This is a genomic window from Halomonas qinghailakensis (assembly GCF_025820815.1).
GTDB lineage: Bacteria > Pseudomonadota > Gammaproteobacteria > Pseudomonadales > Halomonadaceae > Vreelandella > Vreelandella qaidamensis.
In genome coordinates this window covers 2,076,654-2,102,018 of the sequence record NZ_CP096973.1, presented here as the reverse complement: position 1 = coordinate 2,102,018, position 25,365 = coordinate 2,076,654, and the positions used below count along the sequence as shown (strand labels likewise).

Here is a 25,365-nt window from a genome sequence, read left to right as displayed (position 1 = left end):
CCCTTCTCATTTCATCGCGCTTACTGCTATATGGCGAACGACGCCTCTGCGCCAAACTGCAACGCCGCTAAGTGACGATAAAGCGGACTAGTGGTCATTAATTCAGCATGGCTGCCCGAGGCCACAAGCCGGCCATCTTTCAGCACCAACAGGCGATCAGCATTAATCACCGTCGCTAAGCGGTGAGCAATCACAATGCTGGTGCGTCCGCGCATTAGCCTATCCAGCGCCTGTTGTACAAGGCGCTCGCTTTCCGCATCTAGCGCACTGGTCGCTTCATCCAGCAGTAGTACCGCCGGATTTTTAAGCAGCGCACGGGCAATCGCCAACCGCTGGCGCTGGCCACCGGAAAGCTGTACACCACCTGGGCCAAGAGGCGTGTCATACCCTTGGGGAAGCGCGTCGATAAAGTCGCTGGCGCTGGCATCAACAGCAGTTGCACGCAGCCTTTCATCGCTTGCTTCAGGGCAGCCATAGCGAAGGTTGTCAGCCACCGAGCCACTAAACAGTACCGGCTCTTGAGCAACTAATCCCATGGCCCCACGCAACTCAGCAATATCTATCGTGCGAATATCAAGACCATCCAGCGTAACGCGCCCTTGGTCTGGGTCGTAAAAGCGTAGCAGCAACCCCAGCAAGGTGCTTTTGCCAGCCCCAGAGGGCCCCACAACGGCTACCCGCTCTCCGGCCTGAATGCTCACATTAAAACCGCTGAGGGCGGGTGTTTCTCTCCCCGGATAGGTGAAGCGAATATCTTCTAGGGTTATTTCACCACGGGCGGGCGGCAATGCCACGGCGTTGGCCGGCGACTGTATGGTGGGGTGGGTATCCAATAGCTCCAGCAGCCGTTCAGCCGCACCCGCGGCGCGCTGCACATCTCCAGCTACTTCCGCTAAGGTAGCCACCGCACCTGCCGCAAGCAGCGCGTAGAAAATGAATGCCGACAACTCACCAGCACTCATGGTGCCCGCCAGCACCGCCTGCCCACCCTGCCAAAGCATTAACCCAACGCCGCTAAAAACCACCAGCAACGCGACACCGGTTAACCAGGCACGCTGCTGGGTTCGCGCCACCGCACTACTAAATGCCTGCTCTACCCGCTGGCCGTAGCGACGTTTATCAACGGCTTCGTGATTAAACGCCTGGAGGGTTTGGAGCCCGCTAAGTGCCTCTTCGGCATAACGACCAAGCTCCGCAATACGATCTTGGCTGGTGCGCGAAAGCCGCCGCACACGCCGGCCGTACCACACAATCGGCAGCAGCGTGGCAGGAATACCCAAAAGCACCATCGCTGAAAGCCACGGCTGGGTCACCAGCATCAACACTACCGCCCCCACCAACATGACCAGATTACGCAATGCCAGTGAAATCGATGACCCAAATAGGCTTTGCAACACACTGGTGTCGGCAGTCAGCCGCGACGCGACTTCCCCCGCTGCACGGCCATCGCTAGCACTCTCGAAAAAGCTCGGCTCCAGAGTGAGCAAATGGTCAAAAACACGTTGGCGTAGATCCGCCGCCAAACGCTCTCCAATCCAGGTAACTTGGTAGTAACGCAGTGCTGATGCCATCGCTAATAGCGCTACCACGCCAAGCATTAACCCCAGCGTTTTGGCCAACGCCTGGGAATCCGCCGCCAAAAAGCCATTATCGATGACTAAACGTAAGCCGTTGCCCAGCAACAGCACGCTGCCAGACGCTAGCAGCAGGGCGAAGCCCGCTAAGGCAAGACGTAAACGATAAGGACGCAAGAGTGCTAATAACCGAAGCAGGACACGACGATTGGGGCGCTGGCTCATATAGATAGATACTCGCTAAGAAAAGCGGTTTTCGACCATAGCAGGCTCTAAGGCGGCCTGCAGCCTACAATTGCGTAGTGTGCGCTTTCGCCACTGCTGGGTTACCGGGTAAGGGGGTGTTAAAGTAACTAATAGCGCCCACACCCTATTAGTCCATGGCGCCCAGATTAACCGTACCATCCTCTAAAAAGGCCCAAAACGATGACAATGACAGCGCCAACAAAACCGACGCCAGCAACAACGCCAACGCGATTACCTTGCCGTGGCTGCCTAGCCGACTGCATAAATTATGCGACCTGCGAAGGCAAGCCTTGGCGAAAAGTCACTCGCCCCTCTTAAGACCACGAGGGCCGCCGTTACTGTGCTTCGTTTATTGCGACAGGCTCAATGGGTTCGCCGTTCTCGTCAAGCAGCTGGTGGTCGTAGGCTGCCTGAAGGCCAGTATCTTCAGCAGATGGCTGCTCTTCTTGCGCTTCTTCTGCTGTTTCCTCCGTCCAGTCTGCCCAGTAATCAATATGGCCTGGATAAATAGGCGATAAGATCGCCACCACAATGCCAATAGCAGAAAACACCGAAAACGCGTAGGCATAGCCAGAACTATCTACCAGCATACCCACCACCGGGGACCCCGCTGCCTGCCCCAATGCGCACGCCATAAATGGCAGCACAGGCCCCATAGAAAGCCGTCCTGGCAATAGCCGTATGCCCGTCATTAAATACAGACCCGTTAAACTCATATAGGCAAGGCCAAATACTAGCGCTGCAAACATCGCCAGCCCTAATTGATCTGGACTAGCAGCCAGCAATACTAGGCTTGAAGAGAGCATCATCAGCATTAATGCTTGTGTGATAGGCGGGTTATTGCGGTCAGCTAAATCACTCACCATGGCTCCCCCAAGCCCAGCAAGCCCCACGGCAAACCAAAGCCAACCGGTTTGATTAGCAGGCAACGCGCCAAGGGTGACGACCAAATCAGGGGCGAACAGCCAGAACGGTGCAGACACAACGCCCATTGCGAACGCAAAGAGTGAAAGCCGGATAAGACGTGACCATTGCAACCGCGTAATTGGCGGTGGCGGAGCTGCATTGGCGGGTATTACACGTGAAACCGAGGGGATAAAGTACCACGCGGCCACCACCCCCAGGCCTGCTAACACGGCAAACGTTGAGTAAGTAAAGCGCCAGGCATCAGCTAGAAATATAACGGTCGGCACCGCCACAATAATCCCGACACTCGTGCCCGCATTCATAATAGAGCTAACACGGCCATGCATCGTTCGGCTAACCAACGCCTGCATCGCAGCGGTCAACGCAGGCATCATCAACCCCGTGCAGATGCCACAAATAAACACCCCAACACCAAGCGATAAGGCATTTGACGACTGACTGATAACGACCAGACCTGCCACACCGAACCCACCAGAGAGTACCGCCAGGTTCCGCGCCCCTAGCCGATCCGCGGCGAGCGGAGCAAACAGGGTCGCCAACACGAAACTAATAAACGGCAGAGCCCCAATAATACCGACTAAGTACGCTGTTAGTTCCAGTTCTGCGCTAATGGAAGGCACGAATAAGCCAAACGCAAAGCGTGCAAGCCCATAGCTAATCGCGACCAGGGCTGCCCCAAATAGAGCAAACCCCATGTTCGATAAGGTCTTCATCCTGGGTCTCCGCTGTCACATGCTGCGTGAATGCAAGTCCAATTAGGTTATTGTCGTAGCAACATCCAAGATGAGCAATGTAGAGACATAATTGCTAAACGATGTAATAGCAGCCAATCATTTCCAACGAAAATAAAGAACAGGCAGATCAACTCTTTATAACCTGGGCCGGCTATACAAATAAAAGGACTTTTTTATAGAGACAGGCTAAAAACAACGTAAAAAAATAAATAGTTAAAAATGCAAAAACCCCGCACTTGGCGGGGTTTTAAAGCTTACCGAACTAATCGGTAGCTAATATCGCAGTATGGAGTTTATTCCATAACCTTGATATTAGAAGCTTGAAGGCCTTTTTGGCCCTGTGTGACGTCAAAAGAAACCTTCTGACCGTCTTGCAGGGACTTAAAGCCTTCTGCTTGAATTTCGGAGAAGTGCGCGAACAAGTCGTCGCCGCTAACTTCAGGAGAAATAAAGCCGAAGCCTTTAGTGTCGTTAAACCACTTTACGGTACCAGTTGCCATGATCGAAATCCTCGATTTAGCGAAATTAATGCCGGGGAAATACCCGAGTTACAGAGGGCAGAACAAGAAACTTTCACCAGGCTCAACGCTAAAATGCTTCGATACTGCTGACAACGTTCGACTTGCTAACCAACTGCAATCAGTCTGCGCTTCTATAGCACTCCCGTCAACCATAGTCATAAAAAAGATTTAAATAAGAAAAAACGGCTTCCATAAATATTTCAATAAGTGCTTATGCATAAGCTTACATGCATACAAGCTTCTTCACATTAATGGTTAATATTAGTAATTACCTGTGATCGGGAGCCGCTTATTCTTTTCAGTCACTAATAATAAATAATTTATAAGAAAATATTTCAAATGAGAAAAAATGACCAAGAAGTCTCTAATCAACGATAGGGGGCAAGCCAGAAAATAGCGCTAGGTTGCGGTTCTTCTGGCCAACGGCCATAATTTTTTATACATTAGCTGTACAAACAAACACAGAGCGAACAACAAATCCCACTCTATAACATGACGTGACACTCTACAAAGTGAAACGATTACCAGGAAGACTACCTTTATTCAGTGCTTGAAACGTCCCGCTCTACACGGGCCAAGGTTAGTCGTCGCCCTTCATGCGGTGAAAACTGAAACCGGCCTTCTACCTCTACGACGTCACCTAGAAATGGGGCTATTTGCTGATGAGGAAAAACCTCAACACGATTGAGGTGTTCGTCTTCAATCCAATAGTGAAGTGGATCATTAAAATGCCGTACCACGCCATGGGTCACTATTTGGTTGTCGTCAAAGGCAGTGGGGTTATTCGCTAAGATAGTCAACGGCACCGTTACGGTTAACTGGCCACGACATCCAGTGATAAGGGTTACAAGCAGCAGAGTAACAGCCATTAGACCGATACGTTTTCGAAGTGGCCTCATTGCGTCCCCCCACTGATAATTGCTTATGACTGATGATTGTTTACGGATGGTTGTTTACAGATGGTTGTTTACGGATAGTGTTTACGGATAGTTGTACAAGGCGTTGTGTGACTTTGCTCATCTTAACGCCACGCAAGAGTGTAAATCTTCTATTTTTGCCTAGGGGTATCGAATGTTCCCATGCCGACGCTATCGCAGCCCGTTATTATGGCTTAGTTCCCTAAGTGTTCTTTTATGGCTGTTGACAGCAGGACACGTCTGGGGAGAACCCACCACGGCATCAGCTGAGCAGCGCACTCTGTTCATTCAGCTCGACCCCACCACTCGGACGCTTCAAGGCGAACTGCGTCAACCTCTCTCTACTTCAAGCCGCTTTCGCTTACTTGAGGGCTTAACGCTGACCTCGGCGCAGCGTGGCGATGAAGAACTGACGATTATTCAAGATACTGATGGGCACTGGCAGCTACCCACAGTTACCAATGCAGCAGACAACACGACACCCATTACACTTCGCTGGGAAGGCACGCTGCCAGACGCCAGTTCCAACAGCCGTCTCCAAGTAGCAACGGATGGTAGCTTGCTACCTAGCCGTGCCGGCTGGTACCCCGACCTAAGCGATTCCGCCATGCCTCTAGGGTTAACCGTTAGCGTGCTCAATGGGCAGCTCGCCGTCGCCACCGGCTCATTGATAGAAGAGCAACGCACACGCGATCACTATGTGGCGCACTTTTATCATCCGCACACTCGTGATGTAGAAATTGCTACTGGCCCCTGGCAGCTTCGCGAACGTGAGGTTGACGGGGTAACTCTGCGCACGCTCTTTCCCGAAGCGCTGGATACCGCCTTCGGAGAGACGTATTTGCAACACGCCACCAAACAATTGGCACTCTTTCAAGCACGCCTGGGGCCGCTACCTTATAAAAGCTTCTCTATCGCAGCATCTCCCGCGCCTATCGGTCTTGCCTTTCCTGGTTTTACGCTGCTTGGCGAGCGGGTCATCCCGCTACCCTTTATTCCTAGCACTTCGCTGCCTCATGAACTGATGCACGCTTGGTGGGGGGCAGGGGTCAATGTTGACTACTCCAGCGGCAATTGGGCCGAAGCGCTCACCACCTATCTAGCCGATTACGCCTTAGCGGAGCAGCGCGACAACGCCGATGCTATGCGACACCGCTGGCTGGCCGACCTAGCGGCGTTGCCCAACAGCCAAGAAATCGCCTTGCAAGATTTTCGTGGAGCCCCCGACCCAGCGGGCCGCCTTATTGGCTACCAGCACGGCGCGATGCTTTTTCATATGCTGCGCCAGCGCATTGGCGATGAGGCGTTTGACAACGGCCTACGCCACCTTGCAGGTGAATGGATGCACCGCACGGCGGATTGGCCGGCACTAATTGACGCCTTCAGCCTGGCCTCTGGCGAGTCACAACAAGCCTTCTTAACTGCCTGGCTTACCCGTCCGGGACGCCCCACGCTACATGTAGAATCCATACAAACAGAAGCCCATGACGAGGGCTACCGCATCAGCGGTACGCTGATCCAGCGCGGCCAACATGCACCTTGGCCAATGGAAATTCCGGTAGTGGTCAACACCGAAGAGGGCCCAGTGAATGTACGCCAAGCCATGCATGACACGCACCAATCCTTCGAGCTGCATTTGACAGCTCGCCCCCTGTCCCTTGAGGTAGATCCAGCGGCTGACCTGCTACGCCACCCTGGCCCAACCCCGGCCATTCTACGCCAGCTAATGCTTGACCCAACCACGCAGGTGCTCGCCCTGGACGAAACCCTCCTCCCCTTGGCACGACAAGTGTTAGGGCGAGATGCCGAAGCGCTTGCTACGCCAGTTAACGTGCAGGATGAGACACAGCCACCGCTGTTAGTGATTGGTACCACTGAGGCGCTGAATGAGTGGCGTCAAGGCAACCCGCTACCCGCACCGCCACAGCCAATAGCGAATGCAGGGGAAGCACGCTTTTGGATGGCACCAGGCACGCGCATCGGTTTGCTGAGCGGCAATAATGTCGCTGCCATCACCCAACTCGCCGCCTCGCTGCGCCACCACGGACAGCAAAGCTATGTCGTACGCGGACAAAACGCTGACACCTCACAAGCGGGCCGCTGGCCAGCCGACGCGTCTCCGCTCAGCGTTACCTTTACTGCCAGCGATTTCAAATAACAGCATTCAGCCATCATTATCGCTGCTCATCATTGGGTAGATCACCCTTAGCGGTGCTCTTATCAGTATCGAGCCGATGTGACTGCTGCCACAGTCGAGCCACGAGTTCTTGGATAAAAGTACGCACAATCAGCGAGGGGCGTCGCCCCACCCGCGTCACCACACAGAAAGGCGAGGCAATTTCTACCTGATCAGGCAGCAGCGCTTTAAGCTCGCCCCGCTCAACCCAGTGGTTAGCATAATAACGCGGCAAATTGCCGATAAAGTGACCGCTGAGTATCAGCAGCGCCTGGGCTTCCATATTCGAAGCATGGGCACCTACCTGGGCATTAGGAAAACTTTTAAGTTCTTGTAGGTTCGCGTAAGGGCGCACCACAAATGGATGATTAATGACTTCTTCAATCGTTAATTGGGCGCTATCACGAGCGAACAGCGGATGCCGTTTCGCGCAATAAATGCCGTGGACTTCAGTATAGATCTGGCGGTGCTGCAACCCTTCCATTTGCGCGGTTTCCGGCAAAATACCAAGCTGTAGTTCACCATTGGCGATCTCTCCAATCAGTCGGTCAGGACTTCCCACCGTAATATTCAGCCGCGCTTTCGGGTTCTTACGCAAAAACTCACCAATCACCCCCTGCAAGTCAAGATCCACATCCATAATGGTGTTATCCACCACACCCAAGCGCAGCGTGCCATACACAGAGCTACGCAGCTCGCTCATTTCGCTATCGAAATCATCTACCGAAGAGAGCAGCAGCTTGGCCCGCTCATACACAATGGCGCCCCGCTCGGTTAGCTCAAACCCCTGTCTTCCACGGCGACAGACGATAAACCCCACCCGTTCTTCAAGCGCGCGGATATGAAAACTGACGGCGGACTGGCTCATATGGAGCGCCGTTTGCGCACCGGCAAAACCACGGTGCTCAGCCACAGCAAGGAAAACAGAGAGGCTTTTAAGGTCAGCAGCGGACAGCTTCATTGGCGTGCTCTACGTTGGTGCAATTAACATCAATAAATCGGGTATAAACATCAAGAGATAACAATTTTATTGTTGCATAACTCCTGCTTAACTCAAGGTGTTCTTGCTCAGCTGGCCTTCGCCGCTGATTCGAGTCTCACCATCCGAGGAGCATCCCCATGCAACGCATTCAGACTATTACCGCTGGCCTCCTACTTGGCATCGGCTTCGCCACTACCGCCCACGGCGACCTATTAGACGATATCCGTTCCGAAGGCACCTTCACGGTAGGTACGGAAGCGCGTTTCGCCCCCTTTGAATACATTGAAGATGGCGAAATTGTCGGCTACTCCGCCGATATCATGGAGCACATCATGACCGAGCTTGAGGGGGTCGAGTTAATTCGTATGGACCTACCCTGGCAAGGCATTTTGCCGGGGCTTGAGCGCGAGCGTTTTGACTACGTCATTACCTCTGTTACCGCCACGCCCGAGCGCATGCAGCGCTACCACCTAAGCGCACCGATTGCCGATGCCACAATGGCGATTCTCAAACGCGCTGGAGAAGAAGACATCAGCACCCCTGAAGATATCGCCGGCAAAGTAGCCGCTGCCCAGGCAGGGTCTGCCCAGCTGGAAGCACTCGAAGCATTGGCCGCACAGCTAGAAGAGGCAGGCACGCCTGTTGCCGATATCCGCACTTATACCGGCGTTGACGAAGCCTACGCCGAGCTGGGTACCGGCCGCGTAGATGTGGTGATTAATAGCCTGCCTAATTTGCTCGAAGCAGAACGCACCCGCCCAGATGTCTTTGAAGTGGTTGGCACTTTCGGTGACCCGGTGTACTTCTCCTGGGCAGGACGTGATGACGAAGAGAGCGCCTCGCTGAATGCCTTTATGGACGAGCAGATTCAGCGTCTCAACGAAGACGGCACCCTGAATGAACTGCAGGAAAAGTGGTTCGGTGGCCCGATGGATCTCCCGTTAGAACTGCCATCGGCTGAGTAAAACGGCACACAGTGAGTGTTCCATTTCCTTGCTTGCCGTTTAACTGTGACGTGGTGCTAACCGACAGGGGCGCTACATGGGGGTGCTACATGACAGGAGTGCTACATGTTTGAGATTCTGCTCAACCACTACCCTGTGCTGCTCAAAGGCTTGACCACCACCTTGGTGGTCTCGCTTTCCGCCATCGCATTGGGGTTAGTACTGGGCGTTTTGCTGGCGTTTGGTTTAACCAGCCGTTATCGCCTGCTGCGCTGGCCCTGCGGGCTTTACCGCAGTTTCTGGCGCGGCACTCCCATCTTGCTGCAACTACTGTTGGTCTACTATCTGTTGCCCGAAATGGGCATAGAGATAGCTCCCATTTCGGCTGCCATTCTGACCTTAACGCTGAATACCGGGGCGTTTCAGGCGGAAATATTTCGCAGCGGCATTAGCCATATTCCTGCCGGACAAATAGAAGCAGCGCGCATGGCGGGTATCTCCGCGTGGCAAACCCGTAGGCGCATCATTATGCCTCAGGTATTTCGCCTCACCCTGCCGCCACTGACGAATGAAATCATCACCATTGTTAAAAACTCATCGCTGATTTCGGTAATTGCCGTCACAGAGCTGATGCGGGTGAGCGAACAAATTGCCTCGCGCACCTTTCAGCCGCTGGAAACCTACCTTGCCGCTGCGCTGCTCTACCTCGCGGTTAACTTGGTGCTGGCACGAATCAGCGCTTACTTAGAACGCCGTATGAGCGGCGGCCTCGCCACCGACTAGGGAAGTGTCCGTTATGTTCGATATTACCCTGCTATGGGAAGCCCGCGCGCTGATTCTGCAAGGGTTGTGGAACACGCTATGGATCTGCTTTTTAGGCTGCTTAATGGCACTTTCATTGGGCTTAGTGCTGGCAGCTCTGCGGCTTGCTAACCCACGCCTCTTTGGGTATCCGGTGGCCTGCTATGTGGAACTATGCCGCGGCACGCCACTGCTCATCCTGCTGTTTTTACTCTATTACGGTGGCCCCAGTATTGGCCTACGGCTGGACGCCGAGATCGCCGGTGTCACCGGCATTGGCCTGTATGGCGCAGGGTACTTTGCAGAAATTTATCGCGGCGGTTTCAAATCAATTCCTAAAGGCCAGCTGGAAGCGGCGCGCATGCTCGGCATTTCACCCTGGCAAACGCTGATTCGCATTCAAATCCCTCAAATGGCACGCCTTATCGTACCGCCCGGCACTAATCAGCTGATTATTTTGGTCAAGGAGTCGGCGCTGATCTCGATTATTTCGGTGGATGACCTGACCAAAAACGCCACCACACTTGTTAACCAGACGTTCCAGGTCATTGAGCCCTATTTAGCGGTTGCCCTGCTCTACTGGCTGATGATTGAACTGGTTGCCCGGGGTGGCTATGCGCTGGAAAAGCGTTTAGCCAATCGACAACCGCGCCCTGTGGCGCAACAAGGAGCCAACGCCCATGCCAATGGCTGAAATGCGCTCGCCGTCTTCACCGGCTCGACAAAAAGCGATTGTCGAGGCACACGGCATCAGTAAGCAGTTTGGTGATTTGGAAGTGCTGACCAACATCGACTTTAGCCTCGCGCCATCTGAAGTGGTCTGTGTGATTGGCCCCTCCGGCTCAGGTAAGTCAACTCTGCTGCGCTGTCTGGCCTTTTTAGAGCCCTATGACCACGGCAGCGTCTATATCGACGGTCAGCTGTTGGGCTTTGAGGATCGCAACGGTAAACGGGTGCGCACTAGCGAAAAGCGCGTGGATGAAGTGCGAACCCCCGTGGGCATGGTCTTCCAACACTTCCATTTATGGCCCCATCGCACGGCGCTGGAGAACGTCACCGAAGCCCTGCGTCTGGTCAACGGCCTGTCACGCCGTGATGCCGAAGCCGAAGGCATGACCCTATTAGCACAAGTTGGCCTTGCCGATCGGGCAGGCCATTTCCCCGAAAGCCTTTCTGGTGGCCAAAAGCAGCGCGTGGCGATTGCTCGGGCGCTGGCTATGAAACCCAGGGTGATGTTCTTCGATGAACCTACCTCAGCCCTTGACCCCGAGCTGGTAGGTGAAGTGCTGGATGTCATGAAAGCCCTAGCCGCCGATGGCATGACCATGGTGATTGTGACCCACGAAATGGGCTTTGCCGCCAAGGTTGCCGACCGCGTGATTTTTATGGATCAAGGCCGCGTCGTAGAGAGCGGACCGCCTGCCACGCTGTTTCGTCAACCTAAAAGCCAGCGGCTGCAGCAGTTTCTTAATACCTGGCGCGAGCGCCATATCGACTAGCTCGCATTATGACGACACTTGGAGAATATAATGAGCTCTGACCCACGTTTTGACCATGCTCGTATCGAGCAACTACCACGCAGCAACAGTGAGCCTTGCGGCCATAATCACAGTTTGGAAAACCCAATCTCCCCCGATGGCACGCCGATCCTGGGTGAGCGCTATGAAGTTGCCGCCCGTGGTGGTCGGGCGGTACGTTTAAAAGCGGGGCAAACCATCCGCATCATCAATACCCATGGCACTCAAGTATGTGATACCTGGGCGTTTAGCGCCGATAACATCAACGAATTTATGTCCTGGGAACATGGGCGCGCCTGGCTGAGCGCGCTGATTCCTAATGTCGGCGATCCGTTAATAAGTAACCGGCGGCGTCCAATCATGACTCTGACAGCCGATACTTCGCCAGGCATTCACGACACGCTCATGGCGGCCTGCGACTTGTTCCGCTACATGACGCTAGGCGTCGAAGGCTACCATGATAGCTGTGCCGACAACCTGCGCTTGGCCCTGAAAGCCATTGGTGTTGATACCCCTGAAGTACCCCAGCCACTGAATCTATGGATGAACATTCCCGTTAATGCGCAAATGAAGGTGGATTGGTGCCCGCCAGTTTCCGCCCCTGGTGACTATGTCGAACTACGCGCCGAGATGGACTGTATTGTGGCCATGTCTGCCTGCCCACAAGACATCATCCCAATCAACGGCGCTGACTGTGTGCCTGTCGAGGTACATTTTGAAGTGTATGAATAACCGCCTGTGTAAATCACCGCTTGTATGAGTACCCACTAGGACATGCCTGATGGAAAGCCACCTAAATGACACAGCCGACAACACCATGATGGACCTGAAGGCCATCGCGGCGGCGGTAAACCCAGACCGTCTTGCTCATGACCTGGCAACGCTTGCCAAGTTTGGCGGCCGTTCAGATGGCGGCGTGGCGCGTTTGGCACTGGACGATAACGATACCCGGGCGCGGCGGTGGCTGGTCGAACAGGCCAGCTTCCTGGGTGCCAAGGCGAGCGTTGATGCTATCGGAAACGTATTTCTTGACGTCCCCGGTCGCCAGCCCTCGCTAGCACCGGTTGTCACGGGTAGCCATTTGGATAGCCAACCAGCAGGTGGTAAGTACGACGGCGCGTTGGGCGTGCTGGCTGGCCTTGAGGCGCTACGTGCGCTTAAGCAGGCAGGCTTTACACCGCGTCGCCCCCTATCGCTGGTCAGCTGGACCAATGAAGAGGGCGCGCGCTTTTCGCCAGGCACGTCTGGCTCAGCCGTCTTTTGCGGCGTACGCAGCCTGGAAGACACCCGACAGCTGACAGACAGCGACGACATCAGCCTAGGCAGCGCATTGGATGTTTGTTTAGCTGAACTGGATGGTGCAGGCGTGCCTCGCCGCCCACTGGCCACCCCCATGCACGCCTTTATTGAACTGCATATTGAGCAAGGGCCTATCTTAGAGCGCGATCAGGTACCGGTGGGCGTCGTCGAGGGTATTCAAGGTGTTAGCTGGTTTGAAGTCACGGTAACAGGCAGTGCTAACCATGCGGGCACTACCCCACGGGCGTTGCGCCGTGATGCCTTCGAAGGCGCGTGCGCGTTGGCAACCGCCCTACGGGAAGCCGCCTGCGATAGTGAAGACCGAGTGCGTTTCACCATTGGTAAATTTGTCGTTAGCCCTGGCTCGGTGAATACCATCCCTGACCATGTCACTTTCAGTATTGATGTACGCCATCCCGACGCTGCCACCTTAAAAGCGCTGGAAGCCACCTTTACTCAACTTGCCCAGCAACGCTGGGCGGACTGCCAAGCAACGCTGACACCACTGGCCCACGTTGAGCCGGTGGATTTTCCTAACTCACTTACCCGCCTGCTTGACGACACTGCACATACGCTCGAGATCACCACAACACGCTTAGTATCAGGTGCTTTTCACGATGCAATTCATCTTGCTAAACACTGCCCAACGGCCATGCTTTTTGTGCCCTGCCGCCATGGCCTTAGCCACCACCCGGACGAGCACATCACGCTCAGTGATGCCGTGGCGGGCACCCAACTATTAGCCGCCAGCCTGGCAAACCTCACCCGATAAGGAGGGCACGTAATGACCAAGGGCACAGACGGGACTCGCCGCAATGCAGCCACCGGCGAACGTTACCTCGCGCACCAGGAACCACGCTATCGAGAAATCGCCAGTTTCTTACGGGCACCGCTAGCCGATTCGTTAGATGCACTTGATATTGCACTGATCGGCATTCCGTTTGATGGCGGGGTGAGCAATCGCCCTGGCACCCGCCACGGCCCTCGTGAAATTCGCAACCAGTCGAGCATGATGCGTAGCCTGCATCACGTTACCCGAACTGACCCGTTTGCCCAGGCACGCATTGCCGATATTGGCGACGTACGATTTTCATCGATCTACGATCTTGAACACGTCTCTGATGATATTGCCGCTTATTACGCGGCGATTGCCAAGGCAGGGGTTATCCCCCTTAGCGCCGGTGGCGACCACTCCATCACCTACCCTATTCTGCGTGGCTTAGCCACCAATGGTCCGGTGGGGTTAATTCATATCGATGCCCACACCGATACCTGGGATGAGTTTCAAGGCTCGAAATTTCACCACGGAGGCCCCTTTCGGCTTGCCTGTGAGCATGGTCTTATTGACCCAAAACGCACGGTGCAAATCGGTATTCGTGGAGCCCAAAATACCCCCCAGGGCTGGGACTACTCGGCCGCTACCGGCATGCGGGTTATGTTTATGGAGGAGGTCGATACCCTAGGTATCGAGGCAGTAGTCGCCGAAGCGCGGCGTATTGTAGGCAGTGGCCCCGTATACCTATCTTTCGATATTGATAGCATTGACCCCGCCTTCGCCCCTGGCACCGGTACGCCTGAAGTAGGTGGCCTCACTAGCCTGCAAGCCCTTCAGCTAGTGCGTGGTTTTCGTGGCCTGCCGCTGATCGGTGCTGACGTCGTAGAGGTATCCCCGCCGTTTGACGCCAGCGGCAATACCGCACTGCTGGGAGCCACGCTAATGTACGAGCTGCTCTGCTTAATAGCAGAACAGGTAGACGCCAACCATCAACTGCAAACAGCGTCAGCGCATCATCGTGCTAAGAACAGCAGCATTGATAATGGTTCTTATTAATATTACTATCTGGTTATTATTCTTCGTGGTGCGCTATGACCTTTGCGGTGATGCAACGCCTCCTCGGTCTTTATACCCTGCCGGTTCTGAAAGACAGCAGTAGGCCACTGACACCAGGGCATGTATCGCTACTGTCTATCGCTACTGTCTATCGCTAACGTCTAGAGGATGAGGGGATGGCAAGGGCTGGCATTTATCGGATGACCGTTGCGGATTTTCTCAATTACGGCCACCGCTACCGCATTGAGTATTGCTTTCCTGCCGCGTCATGCCCACCAGAGCGGGTGGCCCAGCTACCCGTTGCCCAAGGCCGGGTGGAAGAGATGGTGCTCTTTCCTGGGGTCGAATTGGTGCTCTCCGATATCGAAGTGGTTCACCCTTATGCTTCGCACTCACTGGGCACGACAGCGCGGCTGATCGTGGTCGTCATTGAGGGACGCGTACGGCTAGGTTCGGGCACAAAACAGCACTGGCTGACGGCAGGACAGGCCTATACGGTGCGCCTGGATGAACGGCAAGTTCTTGACGCCTACCAGCCCGAGGGCCAGCGACTGCGGACCCTTTGCCTATCACTAGACGAAGCGGCGATGCGCCAGTGGTGCGGCGAAACGTTTCCGACAGCGCCATCTCGCACATGGCCACTTATCCCACCATTGACCCTGTCTATAGAGCAGAGTTTTCGCTCGCCTTTGACGGACCTACCCCGACGGCTGCTCTTCCAGGGGTTAGCGCTGCAGTTACTGGCTCAGGGGCTGGCACCGCCCCGCGAAAGCATTCAGGCAACGGCGTCACCCAGCCGCCTGGAGTTGGTTCGCCGCCTGCTTGAGGAAGCCCCCGAACGGGAGTATTGCTTAGAGGTGCTAGCGGCGCGCGCCGCGATGAGCCCAAGCACCCTGGTGCGTCGCTTCAAAACTGCCTACGGCTGTCCGCCTATCGACTACCTGCGTCGCATCCGCCTAACGCTAGCCCGAGAGTTACTGCTTGATGGGCATAGCATTCAACAAGCCGCCCACCTGAGCGGTTATCGTCATGCCAGCAATTTTACGACCGCTTTCCGTCGGGCCTTTGGTGTTTCTCCCAGCAGTCTGACGAAGCCCAGCAGCCTGACGAAACGCCATTAACACCATTAACAACCCCAACCTGCGTCCTACACATAGCAAATCGCCCAGCACGCATAACTCAGCACGCCAACAAAATGGAACAATTCTCATTACCAAAAGTATTCACACTGAGAAGCATCCATGCCACAGCTAAATCGCCTAACCCTGGCCATCGCGCTGGCCTCTGCGCCACTTTCCATGCCACTTTCAATGCCACTACTCGCCGACGAGCCACTCGAAACCCTAACGGTGACCGCCAGCGCTGCCACCAAATCCACGACGCCCTTCATAGAGACGCCTCAGGCCGTCTCAGTGGTCGAGCGGAGCCAGTGGGAATCCCGTGGAGCCGAAAGTGTTCAGCGCGCCGCCGACTATACGCCGGGGGTGTTCACCAACCAGCTGGGCGCTTCCAACCGCTATGACTACCTAGTGCTGCGCGGCTTCGCCGACGGCAGCATCAACAACACCTTCCTCGATGGTCTCAAAGTCATGAGCGATGGAGGCTCCTTCAGTTCACTTTCGGTCGACCCCTGGTTCCTAGAATCCATCGAGGTCGTCAAGGGCCCCGCTTCCGTGCTTTATGGGCGCGCCTCTCCCGGTGGTTTGGTCGCACAGACTAGTCGCCGCCCAGAATTTGAACCTGGCGGCGAGCTGCGCCTACGCCTCGGCAACCACGCCAATCGCAGCGCCGCGTTCGATATTACCGGCCCGCTGGATGCCGAGCGCCGCCTCGCTTTCCGCCTCACGGGTTTGGCGCGAGCCGCCGACACTCAGTTCGGCCCAGCAGAAGAGCAGCGTTACGCCATTGCTCCCCAGCTAACCTGGGACATAACCGATGCCACTAGCCTAAACCTGCATGCCTATTTGCAGCATGACCCCGAAGGGGGTTATCACGCAGGTCTTCCTTATGAAGGCACTGTGATTGATCGCAACGGCCGACGCATCTCAAATAGCTTCTTTGAAGGTGAAGAAGCCTTTGAAAAATTCCAACGTGATCAGGTCATGGTGGGCTATGAAGTAGAACATCACTTCAATGATGCGGTGAGTGCTCGCCAACGGCTGCGCTACACCGAAACCAGTGTCGAACTAGATCAGGTTTATGCTTTTGGCTGGGCCTCGGCCACCGAGCTCAACCGCTACTACTCTGGCGGTGACGAGTCGCTTGATGCACTAACCGTCGACAACCAGCTAGAGGCTCGTGTTTCCACCGGCGGTGTCGACCATACCCTGTTGTTAGGCCTTGATTATCAGCAGCGCGACAATGACGTCACCTGGACCTCGGGCGCTTTCCCGACCATTGATGCCTTCAACCCCCACTATGGCGATGACCCCAGTGCGATGTACCCGGCAACACGCCAGCACCGAGAGCTTGAACAGACCGGTCTCTATCTGCAAGACCAAATGGCCTTTGGCAATTGGTACGCCAACCTAGGCCTGCGCCACGACTGGGTAGATATCACCAATACCGACCCGGATAGCGGTTCCGCCAGCACACTGGATGACACACAGCTTAGCGGACGCGCCGGTTTGCTCTATCACTTTGACAACGGCCTAGCGCCTTATCTCAGCTATACCACCTCCTTCAGCCCCAATAGCACCACCGACCAAAACGGCGACCTACTGGCGCCATCTGAAGGCGAACAGGTAGAGCTGGGGTTGAAGTATCAGCCACCCGGCACACAAGATCGTTACAACGTAGCCCTATTCGATATCACCCAGAAGAATGTTTCCACCAAGCTGCCCAACGAAACCTTCCACCGCGCCACCGGCAAGATAGAGTCCCGAGGGGTCGAAGTGGAAGCGCATCATCAGTTGACCGATGCTATCTCCCTGCAAACCGCCTACAGCTACACCGACGTGACCCTGGAGAAAACCGGCGATGCCAATGAAGGCAACCGCAACAACCAGATACCACGCCACCAGCTCGCCGTGTGGGGCAGCTATGCCTTTCAATCCGGCGCACTTGCTGGCTTAGATACGGGGCTTGGCATTCGCTATCACGCTGATATCCAAGCCGATGACGCCAACACCGAAACGGTGCCAGACTACACCCTAGTCGATGCTACCCTAGGCTATGACTTGGGTCGCCTGGGCCTCACGGACATGTCGGCACGACTCAACGTCACCAACCTGCTGGACAAAGAGTACGTGGCTTCCTGCTACGACCTGAACTTCTGCTACTTCGGTGCCGAACGCGGCGTCACCGCTTCATTTCATTATGCTTTCTGATAACCCGTTACATGCTAACAACCAATTAGCCACAGTAGCACTGGGTGCCCCACTGCTACTGTGGCTGATGCCGCACCTGCACCAGTAAACCTAACCATGTTGGCAGCAGTCGTCTCCCTAAGCGTTGCAATAAAAACAACAGATAGAGGATTGCATAGTCAACATATCAACCTCTAGTCTGCTAATGAAGCCGGTTCAGTATATAAAGGCGTTTCTAGTTTGCTACGAGCAACGCCTTGCTAAGATCGGCATAACGCAATGAATAAAAAAAGTAACTTTATGGGCACAACGCCCTATGGGCGTTAAAGAGGACACAGGAGACTACAATGAAACCCTACTTTTCGATGACAACACTCGCCACAGCCTGCCTATTAGGGAGCTCGCTGGTTGCTAGTCAGGCGATAGCACAGACAACGATTAATCTAGGCTACAACGGCGCCCCAGATGCTGATAAAAACGCAGTACATGTCTTTGCTGCTAATCTGAAAACGCTTGTCGAAGAAAAAACCGACGGAGAGATTCAGCTACAGCTTTACCCGAACAGCATGCTAGGTGAAGAGCAAGAGCGTATGGAGCAGGCAATGAGTTCACCCATGCTCAATGTTGCCTCCTTCGCGGGCGTCTCGCCGCTAGTCGATGAAATTTTCGTGAGTGCCATCCCGTTTCTATTCGATGACTTTGACGCAGCGCGTAGCTTCTTTGATGAGGGCAGCTACTGGCAGGAGGTAGAAAAAGCCCTTCAAGAGCGTGCGGGTATCGACATGCTCGCTGTCGTTGAAGAAGGCGGTTTCCTCGCATTCACCAACAATAAAAAGCCCATTTCACACCCTGATGATTTTGAAGGTTTACGCTTTCGCGCCATGGACCCAAGCCAAGTAGCTCTCTACGAGGCCTTCGGCGCATCAGGCACCCCCATCCCGTGGACTGAAGTCTATATGGCGCTGCGCACCGGAGTGGCTGATGGGCAAATGAACCCGCCGATGTACATCATTTTAGGCAGCCTTCACGAAGTGCAGGACTACTTAACACTTGCGAACATTCAGTACTCCAACCAGTTTTTAGTCGGCAATAGCCAAATGATTGAAAGCTGGGAAGAAGAAACCCGCAACGCCTTTATGGAAGCAGTGGCCGAAGCGAATCAGCAGGCGCGTGAGCATAACGAATCCAAAGTTGATGAGCGCATCGCTTACCTAGAGGAGCAAGGTATGGAAGTTATCCGCCCTTCTGAGGATGACCTTACTGCATTCCGGGAAATTGGCCAGCCTGCTTATCTTGAGTGGCTAAGCGAGCGCAATATCGACCAGCGCTGGATCGACATGGCACTGGAAGATGCTGGTATGAGTGACCTGCTCGATTAATTAAGAGTGTCATTAATCTGCATCAACGGTAGTTAAAGGGCCGGTATTTACCGGTCCTTTTCATCTTTTGTGACTCTTTGCGGGTAGGATTCTCCATGCACGCACTACGACATTGCATGCTAGCGATCAGTCGGCCGCTTTCCATTAGTGTGGCCTCAGTTCTCTTGTTTACCAATTTATCGATCATTTTATATGGCGTTTTTATGCGCTATTTCGTCGGTGGCGCGCCTATTTGGACCGATGAACTATCGCGCTTTCTAATTATTGGCACCGTGATGGTGGCGGCAGGGGCCGTGTGGGTAGAAGGAAGCCACATGCGCGTGGCCTTAATAGAGCGTTTACTTCCCACCCCTCTAGTGCGCGTACTTAATCTGTATCAATGGCTGTTAACACTCGGTATCGCGGTGGGTGGCGCTTGGGTAAGTTACCGCTATGCACTTTCGGTTGGCATGTTTACCACTTCGGGGTTGGGAATTAGCCGCACGATTCCACTTATGTCTGTACCTATCGGATTCGCTCTGCTTGCTTGGCATGTGCTTTGGCATGGCCCGGCACCGTTACCCGTGCTAACCGATCAAAACACCATGGCAGAGAATAATCAGGAGCGTCCTTAATGATTATCACGATGTTAGGCGTTTTCCTTGTCCATGTTCTCTTGGGACTGCCGCTCTTTATTGCGCTGTTAACTACTGCCATTGTCGGCTTTATATTTGTTGACCCCTCCATGATCCCTCGCATGATGCCGCAACAGTTTTTTAGTGGCATCAACTCCTTTTCTTTAATGGCAATTCCACTATTTATCTTAGCCGGTAACTTAATGAACGTAAGTGGCCTAACCGAACGGTTAATGGGTTTAGCGCGCTTGCTGGCGGGGCATATGCGTGGCGGCATGGGGCATGTAAACGTTGTCTCTAGTGTTTTCTTCGCCGGGGTTAACGGTTCAGCCGTTGCGGATACCTCGGCTCTTGGCTCATTGCTGGTACCCGCGATGGAAAAAGAGGGCTACTCGCGCGCCTTTGCCGCAGGCTTAACCGCCGGTAGCTCATTGATTGGGCCCATCATTCCTCCCAGTATCTTTATGATTTTGTATGCCTCCCTCACTAACACCTCAGTGGGCGACCTCTTCCTTGCGGGCGTGGTACCGGGCCTACTGTTAGGGGTTGCGTTTATGGGCATGAATGCGTGGTATGCCTGGAAAAAACGCATGCCTAAGCAAGGTGAGCTCCCTAGCCTGAAAGCGCTCAGCATTGCAGCCCTGGTGGCGCTTCCTGCACTAATAGCGCCGGTCATCATTGTGGCGGGTATTGTTCTGGGCTTTGTAACACCCACGGAGTCCGGTGCACTTACGGCGCTTTATGTCGCCCTATGTGGCGTGCTGCTAGGTGGATTGCAACTGCCACAGTTCTGGCAAGCCATAAAAGACACGGCTCAACTAACGTCGGCAATTTTTTTAATCATGGCGGCGTCTGCCACCATTAGCTGGTTGCTTTCCTATGCCCAGGTTCCCCAGCAATTTGTCACCTTATTGGCGCCTTATGCGGATAATGCTGTCATCATCTTACTACTATTAAGTTTGATTACCTTTCTGACAGGCATGTTCATGGAGGAAGTCTCCGCCCTTATGCTGCTGACGCCGATTTTTGCACCGGTCGCAATGATGGCAGGTATAGACCCTATCCACCTAGGGGTCATTATTACCCTTAACATTACGATTGCTCTTATTACGCCCCCCATGGGTGCCTGCGTGTTTGTTGCTGCCGCCGTTAGCCGAATAGAGATTGTCTCTTTATTCAAAACGATTTGGCCTTTCGTGCTAACCGCCATTGCCGTCTTATTGATGCTAATTTTCTTTCCCCCGTTGACTCTTTGGCTGCCCCAGCTCCTTGGATAATTAAGATGCACACCATTTCTACTAACGCTTACGGTGCCGACCTAGCGCCCATTCCGAGCCTGTCAGGGCCGGAGTGGCCGCATGTTAGCCACATTGCTATTCAAGAGTGCGGCGAACGCCTGCTACCTATGAGCCTAGCGCCTTCACCGATTAAGGTATTCCCTGCCTACGCGCGCTTAGGGATTCCTGGCGCGATACCGGAATGCTTTGTGCGCGAAGGGGTATATCGTGCGCTACTGGCGGCAGCAAGAAGCTTACCCCCAGGAGTACACCTATTGGTGCTGGATGGTTGGCGTCCATGGCGTGTTCAGCAATACCTGTTTGATACGCTGCATGAAGCCATTCACCATAACCACCCTAACGCCTCAGAAGATGAGCTATTAGCCCGCACGCGGGAGTTTGTGTCGCTTCCTAGCCGTGACCCTGCGGCCCCTAGCCCACATTTAACGGGCGGAGCAGTCGACGTGACCCTGTGTGATGCCGATGGCTTGCCGCTTGATATGGGAACCCTCTTTGATGAAGCGATTCCTGCCTCACATACCGATCATTTTGAGCAGTTAGGCGAATTACCACCCTCTCAGCAACAAGTGAGAGATAACCGCCGTTTGCTATATCACGCAATGCAGCAACAAGGGTTTACCAACCTACCCAGCGAGTGGTGGCATTTCGACCTCGGCGACCAGCTGTGGGCCCATTACGGCGGGCATCGCCAAGCCTGCTACGGACCCGCAGAGTTGGATACGATTGAAAACCGCTGGCGGCGGCAAATTAGCTAACAAGCCTCGGTGCATCTGAGGAAAAAAAGCGCATCCCCTGGCGCAAGTGCTCAACGCAGGTGGTTGCGGCCACCGTCAACTTGCGCCCTTCTAAACTAACGATTTGCGCTCTGGCACCGCTCATCACCGGGTAACTCATAGGTAATGCAATAATTTCTTGGCGGCTTATCTCATCCGCTACCGTTAGTTCCGGCATAAAGGTCACACCAATGCCAGAGCGCACAAAGTTCTTAAGTACTGCCACCGAATTCGTGTGTAAACGAGCTTTCAGGTAGCGGCGTTCTTGATGCGCCACCATGTTAACCATCTGACGCATGCCAAAAGGGTTATCCATCAAAGCCAGTGGCCACTGCTCAATATCTTTCAAGGTAGCCGCACGGGAAAGGCGGCTAAGGGTATGCCCAGGCGGCACAATTAAGTCTAATGGTTGTCGCGTCTCCACATGGCAGTGAATCTGCGGGTCGACCGGCGGGGCATAAAGCAATGCTAAATCAACCTCCATCTCCTTAACCAGCGTCATAGCTTCGTTCACCCCAGCCATCCGAATTTCAACATTGATGCCAGAAAAACGCGACATAAACGCCTCAAGGGGTGCCGCAATTAAATCCGCAACAAACCCCTCGCCAACAGCAATACGCACTTCGCCCCGTGCCATTTCTTGAATGGCCATTAGCTGGGAAATCACCGCCTCTTCAGACGTTCTCTGCGCGTGGTAGTGCTGTATCAGCAGCCGCCCCGCCTCAGTGGCACGCATTCCACTGCCATGCCGCTCGCAAAGCAGCACGCCTACCTCCTCTTCCAAGGCCTTTAGCTGACGGCTAATCGCGGAAGCATCCACATGGATATGGGCGGCTGCCCGGCGTAATGAGCCACGACGAATGACCTCGTTGAGATATGCCAAGGCACGTTGGCTAAGCATGTGTTAACGGTCTCCGTTAGGGAAAAAGCGGTGTTTCTAGCTACTTATTAGACACCACCAAAATAGAATAATGGCTCGTTAGACGAGAAGCCAAGAGCGGCAAGTTAATCCTTAACGCCTTTCCTACTATTAGCCGCTCACGTAGATGGCACCGAGCTTAACGTCGTTATGGCAACTGGGTCAGCAAAACGCCTGGCTTAGACAGACCTGCCGATAATCTAACAGACGTGTTGTCGTGACCGACTGAATGCGTCCTCTCTAAATGGGGATTACTCATCAATTATTGAGCCATCGGGCAATTCATTCTGGCGGGTCGGCCTTATCATTGTCTGTCATTTTGCTGGCGCGTGCGTCAGGCTATTACCAAGCACTGATTGTTGATTAACAATCAAACCGCCATAGCACTGGCAAACAAGGAGAACAGCAAGCAATGGGTCGTAACCAAACAGTACTCAATGCCATACTTCTCCTGCTGCCTCGGCTGACCCAATTTAGTTGGCGAGTAGTGTGCCATTTCCTAAGAAATCGCGGCATCTTGCTGGCTGGCGGTGTGGGCTACAATATTTTGCTCTCCATCGTGCCGCTGTTTGCAGTACTGGTCGTGCTGTTAACGCAAGTGGTAGACCAGCAGCATTTACTTAACGTTCTTGCCGTACAAGCCCGCCACTTAGCACCGGCCCATGCCGAGGTTTTGATGGACGCCGTTCGTGGCCTACTGGAGTCCCGCGACGTTATCGGCATTCTTAGCTTTCCCATTCTGCTGCTTTTCAGCTCCTTTGCCTTTCGCATGCTCGAAGATGCGTTAGCGATTATTTTCCACTCCCCAGACAGCCCCCATATCAAGCGCAGCGCTTGGGTATCGGTGATGCTGCCTTACGCTTTTATGCTGGTGCTTGGCGCGGGGTTACTAGCCTTAACGCTGGTGGTTACCTTAGCCAGCTCGCTTAATACGCTGGTGATGGCACTTTTTGAACGCGAGCTACCGTTTGCAGGACTTTCCGAACCGGTACTTAACATATTCAGTTTTGCTGGGGTTTTCTTACTCTTCAGTGCTATCTATAAGGTGCTGCCGGTAGTGCGTATCGCGTTACGCCGCGCGGTCATTGGTGGCTTCGTAGCGGCACTGCTATGGGAAGGCGTACGGCTGCTACTGGTCTACTACTTCACCCACCTCTCCTTCGTCAATGCCGTTTACGGCTCGCTCGCCACGCTGGTGATCGTGCTGCTCAGCCTGGAAGTCGGTGCCATCATTTTATTGTTGGGTGCCCAGGTGATTGCCGAGTTAGAGCGCAACACACGCCTTGGCCTGCCCTGGTATATAGACCCCGACCGCCAACCTATTACCCACGTTGATTAACCCTAGCCACCAGTGATGGCGAGCGTGATGGCCCCGCTCGAAAAGTGACACTATAGCGTCACTATTAGTCTGGTTAAGGGTGAGCCCATGAAAGTTGAGCTTGTTACAAACCTTAAGCGCCAAGGCTGGGGGCCGTCACCTCACCTTACCGGCATGGTAGACTGCATTATCATGAGCGTCGACTCCAGCGGCCAACCCATTCATCTAATTGGCATAGAGTTTTCCAGTGTTGAACGGCAGATAGTGGCGTTTAAGGTGGAAACACGCTTTCAATAGTTCATCTATACGCGACTTGTTGAGCACTAGCGTCTAGTGTTACTGGCAAACGGACGCTATAAGGGTTAGACGATCATACCTAACGTGGTTTTGGTGCTGGAAATAGCGCATGAATGCAAAAAAAACATCGTTTGTGACCCTGGTAAAGGCGGCGCTGCCGACGCTGCATCCTACTGAGCGGCGTCTGGCTGAATTCATCCTTAATTTTCCTGGTGAGTTGGCCAGCTATACCGCAACGGAGCTTGCTAATCTGGCTGGCGTTTCCAATGCCACTATTACGCGCTTTGTTAAAAAACTTGGTTATCGCTCGTTTGAAGAGGCGCGCCAGCACGTCCGCGACAATCGCGAAGAGGGTGCGGCATTGCTAAGGGTAGAAGGTCACGAAGACGACCGTAGTGATAGCCTGCTTTATCGCCATATCCATCAAGGTATCAAGAACCTGGAGCATGCTAGCCAGCATTTCTCTCAGTCGATGTTGGATGAGGTGGCCAACGCGATGCTGTCCGCTCGCAAGGTATGGGTGGTAGGGTTTCGTAGTAGCCATCCCTTCGCTGAATATCTCAATTGGCAGATCATGCAAGTAATTGAGAATACAGCTTTGTTGCCACGAGCCGGGGAAACCCTGGCGGAAAGCCTGGTCAGTATGACGTCAGACGACTGTGTGATCCTGTTTGGCCTCAAACGCCGCACAGCAGACCTGGATACGTTACTGACCCAAATCGCCAGCAGCCACGCTAACGTGCTGTACATCACCGATGAAAGCGCCCCCGAGAACAACCAAGTTAGCTGGCACGCCGTGTGTCGCACGGCGGCGCCAGGGCCGCTGTTCAACCATGTGGCGGTGCTGTCGATGTGTCATTTTCTAGCCACACGGGTTATTGAGCTATCGGGTGCTGAGGGGCGTCATCGCATGACCAGTATTGAGGCGATTCATGAGGCGCTTGATGAGCTCCAGTGATCTTGCGTGGTGCAAGTAAGCTAAAAACCGCC

23 protein-coding genes are annotated in these 25,365 nt (G+C 54.1%); 17 read left to right on the top strand and 6 right to left on the bottom strand.

The window, feature by feature from the left end; genetic code table 11:
* Positions 1-26 precede the first annotated feature (26 nt).
* From M0220_RS09890 to M0220_RS09875, 4 genes are all read right to left on the bottom strand, one after another.
* Positions 27-1,799, bottom strand: coding sequence for an ABC transporter transmembrane domain-containing protein (locus tag M0220_RS09890; protein ID WP_264017518.1), 1,773 nt, complete (start codon positions 1,797-1,799; stop codon positions 27-29).
* Between the two features lie 356 nt (positions 1,800-2,155).
* Positions 2,156-3,460 (bottom strand): MFS transporter, encoded by a 1,305-nt coding sequence (locus tag M0220_RS09885; RefSeq protein WP_264017517.1) that lies wholly within the window; start codon positions 3,458-3,460, stop codon positions 2,156-2,158.
* Between the two features lie 314 nt (positions 3,461-3,774).
* A complete protein-coding gene (locus M0220_RS09880; protein ID WP_030070829.1) occupies positions 3,775-3,981 on the bottom strand; it encodes a cold-shock protein in 207 nt (68 codons plus the stop codon).
* Positions 3,982-4,541: 560 nt separating this feature from the next.
* A complete protein-coding gene (locus M0220_RS09875) occupies positions 4,542-4,901 on the bottom strand; it encodes a hypothetical protein (protein WP_030070831.1) in 360 nt (119 codons plus the stop codon).
* A 172-nt stretch (positions 4,902-5,073) separates the two neighbouring features.
* Here M0220_RS09875 and M0220_RS09870 point away from each other — a divergent pair, with 172 nt between their 5' ends.
* Entirely contained in the window at positions 5,074-7,077 is a 2,004-nt protein-coding gene (locus M0220_RS09870) for a M1 family metallopeptidase (protein WP_264017516.1), read from the top strand.
* Positions 7,078-7,093: 16 nt separating this feature from the next.
* Here M0220_RS09870 and M0220_RS09865 read toward each other — a convergent pair whose 3' ends face one another.
* On the bottom strand, positions 7,094-8,056 hold the full coding sequence (locus M0220_RS09865) for a LysR family transcriptional regulator (protein WP_051690120.1): 963 nt from the start codon (positions 8,054-8,056) through the stop codon (positions 7,094-7,096).
* Positions 8,057-8,214: 158 nt separating this feature from the next.
* On the opposite strand from M0220_RS09865, the gene M0220_RS09860 reads away from it, so the two are divergent.
* The 13 genes from M0220_RS09860 to M0220_RS09800 all read left to right on the top strand — a co-directional run bounded on the left by M0220_RS09860 (position 8,215) and on the right by M0220_RS09800 (position 21,823).
* Entirely contained in the window at positions 8,215-9,042 is an 828-nt protein-coding gene (locus tag M0220_RS09860) for a transporter substrate-binding domain-containing protein (RefSeq protein ID WP_030070838.1), read from the top strand.
* Between the two features lie 105 nt (positions 9,043-9,147).
* Positions 9,148-9,804: an amino acid ABC transporter permease gene (locus tag M0220_RS09855; RefSeq protein ID WP_264017515.1), complete on the top strand. Its 657-nt coding sequence runs from the start codon at positions 9,148-9,150 to the stop codon at positions 9,802-9,804.
* A 13-nt stretch (positions 9,805-9,817) separates the two neighbouring features.
* The gene (locus M0220_RS09850; RefSeq protein WP_264017514.1) at positions 9,818-10,516 is read left to right on the top strand and encodes an amino acid ABC transporter permease; all 699 of its coding nucleotides are present in this window, start codon (positions 9,818-9,820) and stop codon (positions 10,514-10,516) included.
* Complete coding sequence (locus M0220_RS09845; protein WP_318784682.1) at positions 10,503-11,321, top strand: amino acid ABC transporter ATP-binding protein; 819 nt, start codon at positions 10,503-10,505, stop codon at positions 11,319-11,321. The genes M0220_RS09850 and M0220_RS09845 overlap by 14 nt, the downstream gene beginning before the upstream one ends.
* Positions 11,322-11,351: 30 nt before the next feature.
* Complete coding sequence (locus M0220_RS09840) at positions 11,352-12,071, top strand: urea carboxylase-associated family protein (RefSeq protein ID WP_264017513.1); 720 nt, start codon at positions 11,352-11,354, stop codon at positions 12,069-12,071.
* Between the two features lie 49 nt (positions 12,072-12,120).
* On the top strand, positions 12,121-13,410 hold the full coding sequence (locus M0220_RS09835) for a M20 family metallo-hydrolase (RefSeq protein ID WP_264017512.1): 1,290 nt from the start codon (positions 12,121-12,123) through the stop codon (positions 13,408-13,410).
* 12 nt (positions 13,411-13,422) lie between these two features.
* On the top strand, positions 13,423-14,469 hold the full coding sequence (gene speB, locus M0220_RS09830; protein ID WP_264017511.1) for an agmatinase: 1,047 nt from the start codon (positions 13,423-13,425) through the stop codon (positions 14,467-14,469).
* A 176-nt stretch (positions 14,470-14,645) separates the two neighbouring features.
* Positions 14,646-15,590 (top strand): helix-turn-helix transcriptional regulator, encoded by a 945-nt coding sequence (locus tag M0220_RS09825; RefSeq protein ID WP_264017510.1) that lies wholly within the window; start codon positions 14,646-14,648, stop codon positions 15,588-15,590.
* 120 nt (positions 15,591-15,710) lie between these two features.
* Positions 15,711-17,798: a TonB-dependent siderophore receptor gene (locus tag M0220_RS09820; RefSeq protein WP_404813833.1), complete on the top strand. Its 2,088-nt coding sequence runs from the start codon at positions 15,711-15,713 to the stop codon at positions 17,796-17,798.
* Between the two features lie 326 nt (positions 17,799-18,124).
* Complete coding sequence (dctP, locus tag M0220_RS09815; RefSeq protein ID WP_264017509.1) at positions 18,125-19,156, top strand: TRAP transporter substrate-binding protein DctP; 1,032 nt, start codon at positions 18,125-18,127, stop codon at positions 19,154-19,156.
* Positions 19,157-19,251: 95 nt separating this feature from the next.
* Positions 19,252-19,770 (top strand): TRAP transporter small permease, encoded by a 519-nt coding sequence (locus tag M0220_RS09810; protein WP_264017508.1) that lies wholly within the window; start codon positions 19,252-19,254, stop codon positions 19,768-19,770.
* On the top strand, positions 19,770-21,047 hold the full coding sequence (locus tag M0220_RS09805; RefSeq protein ID WP_264017507.1) for a TRAP transporter large permease: 1,278 nt from the start codon (positions 19,770-19,772) through the stop codon (positions 21,045-21,047). The genes M0220_RS09810 and M0220_RS09805 overlap by 1 nt, the downstream gene beginning before the upstream one ends.
* A 5-nt stretch (positions 21,048-21,052) precedes the next feature.
* On the top strand, positions 21,053-21,823 hold the full coding sequence (locus tag M0220_RS09800; protein ID WP_264017506.1) for a M15 family metallopeptidase: 771 nt from the start codon (positions 21,053-21,055) through the stop codon (positions 21,821-21,823).
* On the opposite strand, the gene M0220_RS09795 is transcribed toward M0220_RS09800, so the two are convergent.
* On the bottom strand, positions 21,816-22,742 hold the full coding sequence (locus M0220_RS09795; protein WP_030070865.1) for a LysR family transcriptional regulator: 927 nt from the start codon (positions 22,740-22,742) through the stop codon (positions 21,816-21,818). The genes M0220_RS09800 and M0220_RS09795 overlap by 8 nt on opposite strands.
* Before the next feature lie 430 nt (positions 22,743-23,172).
* Here M0220_RS09795 and M0220_RS09790 point away from each other — a divergent pair, with 430 nt between their 5' ends.
* The 3 genes from M0220_RS09790 to M0220_RS09780 all read left to right on the top strand — a co-directional run bounded on the left by M0220_RS09790 (position 23,173) and on the right by M0220_RS09780 (position 25,333).
* A complete protein-coding gene (locus M0220_RS09790; RefSeq protein ID WP_030070867.1) occupies positions 23,173-24,099 on the top strand; it encodes a YihY/virulence factor BrkB family protein in 927 nt (308 codons plus the stop codon).
* A gap of 87 nt (positions 24,100-24,186) precedes the next feature.
* Complete coding sequence (locus tag M0220_RS09785; protein WP_264017505.1) at positions 24,187-24,375, top strand: hypothetical protein; 189 nt, start codon at positions 24,187-24,189, stop codon at positions 24,373-24,375.
* A gap of 109 nt (positions 24,376-24,484) precedes the next feature.
* Positions 24,485-25,333, top strand: coding sequence for a MurR/RpiR family transcriptional regulator (locus M0220_RS09780; RefSeq protein WP_030070869.1), 849 nt, complete (start codon positions 24,485-24,487; stop codon positions 25,331-25,333).
* Positions 25,334-25,365 lie beyond the last annotated feature (32 nt).

Excerpts from the sequence above, each read along its gene's own strand:
- M0220_RS09890 (WP_264017518.1), bottom strand. The coding sequence starts at position 1,799 with ATGAGCCAGCGCCCCAATCGTCGTGTCCTGCTTCGGTTATTAGCACTC.
- M0220_RS09885 (WP_264017517.1), bottom strand. The coding sequence starts at position 3,460 with ATGAAGACCTTATCGAACATGGGGTTTGCTCTATTTGGGGCAGCCCTG.
- M0220_RS09880 (WP_030070829.1), bottom strand. The coding sequence starts at position 3,981 with ATGGCAACTGGTACCGTAAAGTGGTTTAACGACACTAAAGGCTTCGGC.
- M0220_RS09875 (WP_030070831.1), bottom strand. The coding sequence starts at position 4,901 with ATGAGGCCACTTCGAAAACGTATCGGTCTAATGGCTGTTACTCTGCTG.
- M0220_RS09870 (WP_264017516.1), top strand. The coding sequence starts at position 5,074 with ATGTTCCCATGCCGACGCTATCGCAGCCCGTTATTATGGCTTAGTTCC.
- M0220_RS09865 (WP_051690120.1), bottom strand. The coding sequence starts at position 8,056 with ATGAAGCTGTCCGCTGCTGACCTTAAAAGCCTCTCTGTTTTCCTTGCT.
- M0220_RS09860 (WP_030070838.1), top strand. The coding sequence starts at position 8,215 with ATGCAACGCATTCAGACTATTACCGCTGGCCTCCTACTTGGCATCGGC.
- M0220_RS09855 (WP_264017515.1), top strand. The coding sequence starts at position 9,148 with ATGTTTGAGATTCTGCTCAACCACTACCCTGTGCTGCTCAAAGGCTTG.
- M0220_RS09850 (WP_264017514.1), top strand. The coding sequence starts at position 9,818 with ATGTTCGATATTACCCTGCTATGGGAAGCCCGCGCGCTGATTCTGCAA.
- M0220_RS09845 (WP_318784682.1), top strand. The coding sequence starts at position 10,503 with ATGCCAATGGCTGAAATGCGCTCGCCGTCTTCACCGGCTCGACAAAAA.
- M0220_RS09840 (WP_264017513.1), top strand. The coding sequence starts at position 11,352 with ATGAGCTCTGACCCACGTTTTGACCATGCTCGTATCGAGCAACTACCA.
- M0220_RS09835 (WP_264017512.1), top strand. The coding sequence starts at position 12,121 with ATGGAAAGCCACCTAAATGACACAGCCGACAACACCATGATGGACCTG.
- speB (WP_264017511.1), top strand. The coding sequence starts at position 13,423 with ATGACCAAGGGCACAGACGGGACTCGCCGCAATGCAGCCACCGGCGAA.
- M0220_RS09825 (WP_264017510.1), top strand. The coding sequence starts at position 14,646 with ATGGCAAGGGCTGGCATTTATCGGATGACCGTTGCGGATTTTCTCAAT.
- M0220_RS09820 (WP_404813833.1), top strand. The coding sequence starts at position 15,711 with ATGCCACAGCTAAATCGCCTAACCCTGGCCATCGCGCTGGCCTCTGCG.
- dctP (WP_264017509.1), top strand. The coding sequence starts at position 18,125 with ATGAAACCCTACTTTTCGATGACAACACTCGCCACAGCCTGCCTATTA.
- M0220_RS09810 (WP_264017508.1), top strand. The coding sequence starts at position 19,252 with ATGCACGCACTACGACATTGCATGCTAGCGATCAGTCGGCCGCTTTCC.
- M0220_RS09805 (WP_264017507.1), top strand. The coding sequence starts at position 19,770 with ATGATTATCACGATGTTAGGCGTTTTCCTTGTCCATGTTCTCTTGGGA.
- M0220_RS09800 (WP_264017506.1), top strand. The coding sequence starts at position 21,053 with ATGCACACCATTTCTACTAACGCTTACGGTGCCGACCTAGCGCCCATT.
- M0220_RS09795 (WP_030070865.1), bottom strand. The coding sequence starts at position 22,742 with ATGCTTAGCCAACGTGCCTTGGCATATCTCAACGAGGTCATTCGTCGT.
- M0220_RS09790 (WP_030070867.1), top strand. The coding sequence starts at position 23,173 with ATGGGTCGTAACCAAACAGTACTCAATGCCATACTTCTCCTGCTGCCT.
- M0220_RS09785 (WP_264017505.1), top strand. The coding sequence starts at position 24,187 with ATGAAAGTTGAGCTTGTTACAAACCTTAAGCGCCAAGGCTGGGGGCCG.
- M0220_RS09780 (WP_030070869.1), top strand. The coding sequence starts at position 24,485 with ATGAATGCAAAAAAAACATCGTTTGTGACCCTGGTAAAGGCGGCGCTG.